The organism is Acinetobacter sp. YH12097, assembly GCF_013419225.1.
Lineage (GTDB): Bacteria > Pseudomonadota > Gammaproteobacteria > Pseudomonadales > Moraxellaceae > Acinetobacter > Acinetobacter amyesii.
This window is the reverse complement of sequence record NZ_VPAN01000070.1, coordinates 1-7,427: the sequence shown is the minus strand read 5'-3', so window position 1 is coordinate 7,427 and position 7,427 is coordinate 1. Positions and strand designations below refer to the sequence as shown.

The window sequence follows — 7,427 nt, the reverse complement described above, 5'->3', positions numbered from 1 at the left end:
TTCAAATGGCGATTCAGCGTTTAATTGGTTTTGGGAAAAAAGAAGAGTTTAAGGAAATTTTGGCAATTTTAAGAAAGCAGAATCCTGATAGGATAAGGGTTCTGTGAAATTTGTCGTGTACAGAGAATTTTCTTGCAGAATTGTTGAGCAATCTTTGAACCAAAAGAGTATCCACTCTTTAATCTGATGAGAATTTAATGTTTTACTTGTAAAAAAATAGTGAATAAAAGCAGACATTACCACTAACTTAGTATGTCTATCATTTTCATTATTTTTGTCTACATCAAAATAATTAAGGGTATAAAAACTAAAAATTCGATTTAATAATTTACTAATTTTTTTATCTAAATGATCATTAAATTCAGTAGGATTTGGTGGTTCTTCCTGTGATGCAGCTAAACCTAATAAGTAAGTACCTTGTTGAAAGGGTGAACTAAGTGTTGTAGATTTTCCATGATTAAATTCAAACTGTCTCATACTTATAAAATTTATTAAAGCTTCTAGACTAATTGTTGAGGTTAATTGTTTTAGCTCCTCAATTGCTTTTAACAACTCATCATGCAATTCTGGTTTCATCATATCCTCGAATTTAAAAACCCCACTCTAAAGTAGGGCTTTTTTTAAACAATATCAATTATTTCAGCTTAAAGTCTTAAGCCACATTCCCTTCCAAGAAATCCTGTGCAAAGCGTTGTAACACACCACCCGCTTCATACACATGCACTTCTTCTTCGGTATCCAAACGGCAAGTCACAGGCACTTTAATGATTTCATTTTTACCATCAGCAGTTGAACGCTCAACCACCAAAGTCAGGTCAGAACGCGGTGCAATATTACCAATCACGCTATAAAGCTCAGTACCATCCAGCTTCAAAGTTTTACGGTCTGTCCCTGCTTTAAACTCAAGCGGTAACACGCCCATACCCACCAAGTTGGTACGGTGAATACGCTCAAAACCTTCCGCCACAATCACTTCTACACCTGCAAGGCGCACACCTTTGGCAGCCCAGTCACGGCTCGAACCCTGACCGTAGTCCTTACCTGCAATAATGATCAGCGGTTGCTTACGGTTCATGTAAGTTTCAATTGCTTCCCACATACGCATCACTTCGCCTTCAGGCTCTACACGCGCTTTTGAACCTTGCTTGATCGTACCGTCAGAGCGAACCACCATTTCATTAAACAATTTCGGGTTGGCAAATGTCGCACGCTGTGCAGTCAAATGGTCACCACGGTGGGTTGCGTATGAGTTAAAGTCTTCTTCAGGCACGCCCATTTTATGCAGGTACTCACCCGCAGCCGAATCCATCATGATCGCATTTGAAGGCGATAAATGGTCTGTGGTGATGTTGTCAGGCAGAATCGCAAGCGGACGCATATTCGCAAGTGTACGCGGTGCAGCCAAAGCCCCTTCCCAATACGGCGGACGGCGGATATAAGTACTTTGCGGACGCCAGTCGTATAACGGGCTTGCCGCTTTTTCACGCTCACCCAGATCAAACATTGGGATATACACTTTCTTAAACTGTTCAGGCTTCACCGCTTTTTTCACCAATGCATCAATTTCAGCATCAGACGGCCAAATGTCTTTTAAGTAAATTGGATTACCATCTTTGTCATTGCCCAGTGAATCGGTTTCGATATCAAAACGAATCGTCCCTGCAATGGCATACGCCACAACGAGTGGAGGCGAAGCCAAGAACGCTTGTTTTGCATAAGGATGGATACGACCATCGAAGTTACGGTTACCTGAAAGTACCGCAGTTGCGTACAAATCACGATCAATAATTTCTTGTTGGATTTTTGGATCTAAAGCACCTGACATACCATTACACGTGGTACATGCATATGCCACGATACCAAAGCCGAGTTTTTCTAAATCACCGAGTACACCTGCTTCTTCTAGGTATAAAGCGGCTGCTTTAGAACCCGGTGCAAATGATGATTTCACCCAAGGTTTACGCACTAAACCTAATTCATTTGCTTTACGTGCCAACAAACCTGCCGCAACGGTATTACGGGGGTTAGAGGTATTGGTACAAGAGGTAATGGCAGCAATAATCACCGCGCCATCTGGCATTAAACCTTCTGCTTCTTGCGCACGTGCTGCTTCTAAGTTTCCTGCAATGCCTTTGGCTTTTAAGTCAGCCGTCGATACACGCGCATGCGGGTTCGATGGACCTGCAATGTTACGGGTTACTTTCGACAAATCAAAACGCAGTACACGCGGGTATTCCGCAGCGGTCATATCAGACGCCCAAAGACCGATTTCTTTGGCATAGCCTTCAACCAATTTCACTTGATCCGCTTCACGGCCTGTCAAAGTCAGGTAATCAATGGTGTTTTGGTCGATGTAGAACATCGCTGCCGTTGCGCCATATTCAGGGGTCATGTTCGAGATCGTTGCACGGTCACCCACTGACATGCTGTCAGCACCTTCACCGAAGAACTCTAAATAAGCACCGACTACACGTTCTTTACGCAAGAATTCAGTAAGTGCTAACACGATGTCAGTTGCGGTAATGCCCGCTTGACGCTGACCGACAAGTTCTACACCAATGATGTCTGGCAGACGCATCCAAGATGCACGGCCGAGCATGACGTTTTCAGCTTCTAGACCGCCGACACCGACAGAAATCACACCCAATGCATCAGTATGCGGCGTATGTGAGTCTGTACCCACGCAAGTATCAGGGAAAGCTAAACCATCACGGTTTTGAATCACTGGAGACATTTTCTCCAAGTTGATTTGATGCATGATACCGTTGCCCGCAGGGATCACATCGACATTTTCAAATGCTGTCTTGGTCCATTCAATAAAATGGAAACGGTCTTCGTTACGACGGTCTTCAATCGCGCGGTTTTTCTCAAAAGCGTCTGGGTCAAAACCACCAAACTCTACAGCAAGAGAATGGTCAACGATGAGCTGCGTTGGAACAACAGGATTGACTTTTGACGGATCGCCACCTTGGTCAGCAATCGCATCACGCAAGCCTGCAAGGTCGACCAATGCCGTTTGACCTAAGATGTCATGGCACACCACACGTGCAGGGTACCAAGGGAAATCGTGGTCTTGTTTACGGTTAATCAGTTCTTTTAAAGACTGTTCTAAGATTGCAGGGTCGCATTTACGAACCAACTGCTCTGCAAGGACTTTAGATGTATATGGGAGTTTTGCGTATGCGCCTGGCTGAATATCTTCTACGGCTTGGCGTACATCGAAGTATTCTAGCTGGGTGCCTTGCAGCGGTTTACGGTAGTTGTTGTTCATAGCGTTCCTGCCCTCGGTCTTTCATTTTTTTGCGTTGTCTTTTTCATAGACAATTCATCTTTGTTCGATAGGCATACTACACTGCCGAAAACCCATTTCCCAAATCTCATATATTTCATAGAGTTAAATATAAAAACAGGGGTTTTTGAAATATTTAGTTACACTAACTTTGGAATATTCGCTCTAAATGTGATTTTTTTTGAAAAATAGCTGCAAATCCGCCTCATTCTTTAGTCTAAGGAAAATTGCACTGCATAATATTTAATCTAAATATCAACCAAATTGATTAAAAATCAGTCTTATCAATTTTAGTATTTAATAATCAAGGCATTAAATTATTTTATTAGCTCATTGCGCCTCAAAGTCATAATGTGAATCAAAACACGGTTTTATTATTTATTTTATCTTAATTCTCAATTTATCCCTATTTGCAGGGATAGCGTCGAATCACCCCTCTCTCAGATAATAAAAGCACGACATACAAGCACAGTAATTCGCTGTACTCGCCAAAATAATCACAATATTTACAAAACCTTAGCTAAATAAATCTGCGATTACTGTTCTACCGTCATTATGCTTTGGGGAAAGATCATGACAAAATTTAAAACCATCATTGGGGCTGGCTGCCTCTTAAGCTGTCTCAGCTTCATTGCCTGTGGCGACAACGACCAATCGACAACGGATTCGACGATTCAAGAAGAGGAAGTAGACTCACCGACTGTCGTCACGAATCCACCCCGTTTGAAAGCCAATGCACAAGGTGAGCATGAACTGCTAATTGCCTATAAACGCCAAGCCTTATACGACCCTGAAACCGGTGAAAATGACCTATTACAAGTCAGAGGCTATCTGACTAAACCTGAACTCTGGAACTCGAAAAATAGCGATGGCAGTGTTTCTGATGTGTTGGTCGGCCCACAAATTCGTGCGAAACAAGGTGACAATTTAAAAATTCATCTGGTCAATCACCTCCCTGTTGAATCGACGGAGACCTGTCCAAGTCCAGTGACCAATATTAACCAAGGGAACTGTTTTAACACCACAAATTTACATACACATGGTCTTTGGGTTAGCCCGCAAGGAAATAGTGACAACGTATTTTTGAGCTTAAAACCTCAGCAAGATTTTCATTACGAATTTAAGATCGAACCGAATCATCCTGCGGGAACATTTTGGTATCACTCGCATGTGCATGGTTCAACCGCGATTCAGGTCTCAAGTGGCATGGCTGGCCCTTTGATTATTGAGGGCGAGCGGAAACCTGTCATTCATCAGGGGCAAATTCAGCAGACTGGAGATTTGGACATCTTATGGAAAAATCAAAAAACCCAGCAGTATGACCATGAAAAAATCATGCTATTCCAGCAGATTCAATACAATGAAGATTGCGACAGCAATTTAAGCCAAGTGAATGGTACACCCTGTATCTATAGCTTAGAAGATTATTCAAAACTCGATATACCGACCTCATGGGCAGATGAAAATCGTTTCACCAGTATCAATGGCAAAATGTTTGGTGAAATTAAGGTGGATCAGAACCAATACCACCGCTGGCGTATGATTCATGGCGGTATCCGTGACACCATTGGTTTGACCATCAAAGAACTGCCTGATTCTGCGCTCTTTACCGCAGAGCAAACCCTTAGCGAATGTCAAAAATATCAAAGTAAGTCGATGTCTTCACAGTTTAAAACGCTGAAAACATTACCGTTGTATACCCTTGCACAAGACGGCTTAACCATGGGGAAAATCCAAAAGCAAGGGGTTGAAATTTTTCAACCGGGTTATCGTTTTGATGCCATGCTCTCTTTCCCGACCACCAATAAATACTGTGTATACGATGCCAAGCTGAATCTAGAAGATGAAATTAATGCGCCTGAATCAAGTCCGCTACTTCGTCGCGCACCGGAAGAAAAACTCAATACGCAGCTCCTCGGTTGGGTCAATGTGCAAGCAACCCAACTACCACAGCAAACACCGTATAACTTCTTAAAAAGTCAGGCAACCCAACTGAAACTGGCACCAGAAGTGATTGCACAGCTCGAACAGGGTGATTTATCAGCCTTTATTTCGCATGCGAGTTTAATGACTGCTGAAGTCGATGAAATGCTCAAAACGATGGCGAAGCAAATCACCAACTTTGACATTCTGTTCAATACAGATGGCAGCTTTAAATTTGGTATTCGTCATGCCGAAGAAGGCACCTTGATCAGCTTTGGTGACGCCTACCACGATGAAGACCATACCCACCACAGCTATGTCCGCAAGCTTCCAATCGGGCAAACCCAAGAGTGGGAGTTGAGCAGTAATGTTGCCAGTCATCCCTTCCATATCCATGTCAATCCATTCCAAGTCGTGAAAATATTGAATGAAAATGGTGTCGATGTCAGTGCCATCGGCAGCTCAGATAAAGATGGTGCGGGAAATATTGACTCGCAATATCATGGAATGAAAGGCGTTTGGAAAGATACGCTCTTTGTTAAACAGGGCTATAAAATCTTTGTACGCAGCAAGTACGAAAAATTTGAAGGCGACTTCGTGCTGCACTGCCATATTTTAGACCATGAAGATCAAGGCATGATGGAAACCGTGCGTATTTGTGGCGACCAATATGATTGTAATAGTGAACCGCCTTCACATCATTCCACTATAGATATGACTGCAAGCGATATGCCGACACACAATCACTAAGACTAATCTCTGCTGTACAAAAGCCCATATCAATATGGGCTTTTTGTTTGCCTAACACTGCGGCTTGCTGCAAAATAACATGATTAATGATATCTAAAATTTATACTGAGGCTGGTCATGACAACGTCTATGGCATTCACATCTTTTTCTCTCAACGGTGTCGATGCACAAAAATTTCTACAAGGGCAAGTCACTTTGCATGTTGAACGCCTTGAAGAAAATGCAACACGTTATACTGCAATCTGCGACCTCAAAGGCCGTATTCACTTTGGTTTATGGCTCACCAAACACAGTGCTGAAAGTTTTTCTATTGTCACTACGGCAGATCAAGCCGAAGAATTTGCCAAACATATTAAAAAATTTGGTGCATTTTCTAAAATGAAACTTGAAGAAACTGGTGCAGTTTTTCCGAGTTTAGTCGGTGATAAAACGACATTTGCTTCGGAACCGACGGATGTTGCAGCTTGGGAAATTCAAGCGATTCAAGCGGGTCAGGCCTATATTGACCAAGCGATTGAACATGTGTTCCAACCTCAAGAGTTACGTCTACATCAGCGTGAAGGCGTCCACTATGACAAAGGTTGTTATTTGGGTCAGGAAGTGATTGCACGTTTATGGTTTAAAGCCAAACCGAAAGCTTGGTTGCATGCGATTTCAGGTACAGGCACTGCTCCTGCACAAGGCGAACAGCTGAATAAAGGCGTACAAGTGGTCAATAGCGCGGCTGTAGAAAATGGTTATGTAGCTTTAGTTGTGGCACGCCCAGAAGCTTTAGAAGAGTTAGATGTGACAGTTTTAGCCTTGCCTGAAGCATTGAATGGTGATGTGGCGCGTCCTGTATAATCATTTTAAAATAAGAGCCAAATTACAAAAGCTGTTTGGCTCTTATTCTGATTACTATTTAAAATTACAACAAACTATAAAGATTTATAAAAATGCTTATCCCTTTTCCATTTCGCTTTTTCTTATTGAATTGCCTCATTCTCTTCAGTTGTTTTATATCGCCAAATATTTATGCCGAGATAAATTCAACGGTATTGGAAGAGCTAAAAAATAGCAATGTGGTCGATCAAACCAACTCGCTTTCCCGCGATGAAATTGCCCAGTTAAAAAAGCAAAACGAGCAGCTTTATCAGCAAAAGCATGTCGACTTTAAAATTTTGATGATTCCCTCGACCAATGGAAAAGCTATTGATCAATATGCACTTGAGATATTCAATAAACTTAAAATTGGCAATGAAAAGCTCGATAACGGCTTACTACTTTTGGTTGCAAAAGATGATCGTAAAATACGGTTCGAGGTAGGTTATGGTTTAGAGGGAGATTTAACTGATATAGCTCTGTACACGACAAATTTCACAGAACCCTTATCCTATCAGGATTCTGCTTTCTTAAAATTGCCAAAATTTCCTTAAACTCTTCTTTTTTCCCAAAACCAATTAAACGCTGAATCGCCATTTGAACA

The 7,427-nt window shown here is 42.0% G+C and carries 4 protein-coding genes and 1 pseudogene; 3 read left to right on the top strand and 2 right to left on the bottom strand.

Going from position 1 to position 7,427, the window contains the following annotated elements; all coding sequences use genetic code 11:
* Nucleotides 1–48: 48 nt before the first annotated feature.
* Together FTU37_RS15955 and acnD are read right to left on the bottom strand one after the other, a co-directional pair.
* A complete protein-coding gene (locus tag FTU37_RS15955; protein ID WP_180124654.1) occupies nt 49–579 on the bottom strand; it encodes a hypothetical protein in 531 nt (176 codons plus the stop codon).
* 73 nt (nt 580–652) lie between these two features.
* Nucleotides 653–3,271 carry a Fe/S-dependent 2-methylisocitrate dehydratase AcnD gene (acnD, locus tag FTU37_RS15950; protein ID WP_180124653.1) on the bottom strand — a complete coding sequence of 873 codons (2,619 nt, stop codon included), beginning with the start codon at nt 3,269–3,271 and terminating at the stop codon, nt 653–655.
* Between the two features lie 591 nt (nt 3,272–3,862).
* Here acnD and FTU37_RS15945 point away from each other — a divergent pair.
* The 3 genes and pseudogenes from FTU37_RS15945 to FTU37_RS15935 form a co-directional block, all read left to right on the top strand.
* The gene (locus tag FTU37_RS15945; RefSeq protein WP_180124652.1) at nt 3,863–5,962 is read left to right on the top strand and encodes a multicopper oxidase family protein; all 2,100 of its coding nucleotides are present in this window, start codon (nt 3,863–3,865) and stop codon (nt 5,960–5,962) included.
* A 117-nt stretch (nt 5,963–6,079) separates the two neighbouring features.
* Nucleotides 6,080–6,805 carry a folate-binding protein YgfZ gene (locus tag FTU37_RS15940; RefSeq protein ID WP_257225412.1) on the top strand — a complete coding sequence of 242 codons (726 nt, stop codon included), beginning with the start codon at nt 6,080–6,082 and terminating at the stop codon, nt 6,803–6,805.
* A 92-nt stretch (nt 6,806–6,897) separates the two neighbouring features.
* A pseudogene (locus tag FTU37_RS15935) lies at nt 6,898–7,290 on the top strand (YgcG family protein); the annotation flags it as partial.
* Nucleotides 7,291–7,427: the final 137 nt, after the last annotated feature.